The organism is Micromonospora sp. M51 (assembly GCF_018070305.1).
GTDB lineage: Bacteria > Actinomycetota > Actinomycetes > Mycobacteriales > Micromonosporaceae > Micromonospora > Micromonospora parva.
The window spans coordinates 1-1,958 of the sequence record NZ_JAGPXZ010000973.1 but is presented as its reverse complement, the minus strand read 5'-3'; the positions used below and the strand labels follow the sequence as shown (position 1 = coordinate 1,958).

Here is a 1,958-nt window from a genome sequence, read left to right as displayed (position 1 = left end):
GAGCAGGTTGACCTCGACGTGCTGGCCGCGTCCGGTCGCGCCACGGTGGTGCAGCGCGGCGAGGATGCCGATGCTCGCGTGCAACCCGGCCATCACGTCGAAGACCGAGATCCCGGCCCGGTACGGCGAGCCGTCCGGGTCGCCGGTGAGGCTCATCAGGCCCGAGATGGCCTGCACCATCAGGTCGTAGCCGGGGAAGTCCCGGCCGGCGCCGGTGCCGAAGCCGCTGATGCTCGCGTACACGACCTTCTCGGTGGTCGCGGTGACCGTGTCGTAGTCGAGGCCGAACCGGGCGAGGCCACCGGGCCGGAAGTTCTCGATGAGCACGTCGGCGCGGCGGGCCAGCTCCTGCGCGGCGGCCAGGTCGTCGGGATTCTTGAGGTCCAGGGCGATCGACCGCTTGTTGCGGTTGATGCCGAGGTAGTACGTCGAGACACCGTCGCGGGTGGGCGGCATCCAGGTGCGGGTGTCGTCGCCACCGGGGCTCTCCACTTTGACCACCTGTGCGCCGAGGTCGGCCAGGAGCATCGTCGCGTACGGCCCGGCGAGGATCCGGGAGAAGTCCGCGACGAGCAGCCCGGCCAACGGCCCTGTCGAATGCTGCACCATTTTTCCGCCCGTTCTACGGACACCTGTCCGTCGTGACAGCTTCCGACACCGGAAGGGGAGTGTCAACGGAGGAATTGGCCAGCGGGGCCAGCCCTTGACACGAATGGTGACCCGGACCACACTTGCGCCACCCGGGCTGGCCGTAGAGCGGACAAGAGTCCGGATTCCCCTCGTACCCCGGAAAGGAATGGGTGGCGATGAGCGCAACCGACCGGCCGGTGGTCTTCCGCAACGGCCTGGTTCTCACCATGGACGACGCGCACACGGTGCTCCCCGGCGCCGATGTGCTGGTCGTCGGCGACCGGATCGCGCAGGTCGGCGTCGGCCTCACCGCGCCCGACGACGCCCTGGAGATCGACGCCACCGGCGGCATCCTCATGCCCGGCATGGTCGACACCCACCGGCACCTGTGGCAGACCGCGATGCGCGGGTACGGCGCCGACTGGACCCTGACCCAGTACTTCGTCTGGTACTACCTCGAGTCCGGCAAGCTGTTCCGGCCCGAGGACATCCACGCCGGCAACCTGCTCGGGGCGATTGAGGCGATCGACGCGGGCGTCACCACCACTGTCGACTGGTCGCACGGGTTGCAGACGCCCGAGCACGCCGACGCCGCCGTGGACGCCCTGGAGGCGGTCGACGGGCGGTTCGTGCTCGCCTACGGCAACATCCAGCAGGGGCCCTGGGAATGGGCCACCTCCCCGGAGTTCCGCGACTTCCACCGCCGCCGCGTCGACGGGGGCAAGCTGGCCGGCTTCCAGATGGCCTTCGACGTCACCGGCGACCCCGCCTTCCCGGAACGGGCCGCGTTCGAGGTGGCCCGGGAGTTGGGCGCCGCGGTGACCACCCACGCCGGCGTGTGGGGCGCCACCAACGACGACGGCATCCGACTGATGCACGAGAACGGGTTCATGACCCCGTCGACCGTCTACGTGCACGCGGCGACGCTCACCCACGACTCGTACAACCGGATCGCCGCGACCGGCGGCTCGGTCTCCGTCTCGACCGAGAGCGAGCAGAGCGCCGGCCAGGGTTACCCACCCACCTGGCAGCTGCGCCACCACGACATCCCGGTGTCACTGTCGATGGACACCAGCGTGTGGTGGAGCGGCGATCTCTTCTCCGCGATGCGCAGCACGCTCGGCGCGGACCGCTCCCGGGAGCACCTGGAGGCGCACGCCAAGCAGGAGACCGTCACCCACTGCCACCTGCGCGCCGAGCAGGTCGTCGAGTGGGCCACCCGGGGCGGCGCCCGCGCCCTCGGCATGGATGCCACCATCGGCGCGCTCACCGCCGGCCGGCAGGCCGACGTCGTCCTGATCAAGAACGACGCCTCGCCGGTGATGTTC

At 70.2% G+C, this 1,958-nt stretch carries 2 protein-coding genes; one reads left to right on the top strand and one right to left on the bottom strand.

Going from position 1 to position 1,958, the window contains the following annotated elements; genetic code table 11:
- Window positions 1–609, bottom strand: a 609-nt coding sequence (locus KBX53_RS31410) for a CaiB/BaiF CoA-transferase family protein (protein ID WP_210863382.1), incomplete at its 3' end; no start/stop codon positions are given.
- Between the two features lie 197 nt (window positions 610–806).
- On the opposite strand from KBX53_RS31410, the gene KBX53_RS31405 reads away from it, so the two are divergent.
- Window positions 807–1,958, top strand: a 1,152-nt coding sequence (locus KBX53_RS31405) for an amidohydrolase family protein (protein WP_210863380.1), incomplete at its 3' end; no start/stop codon positions are given.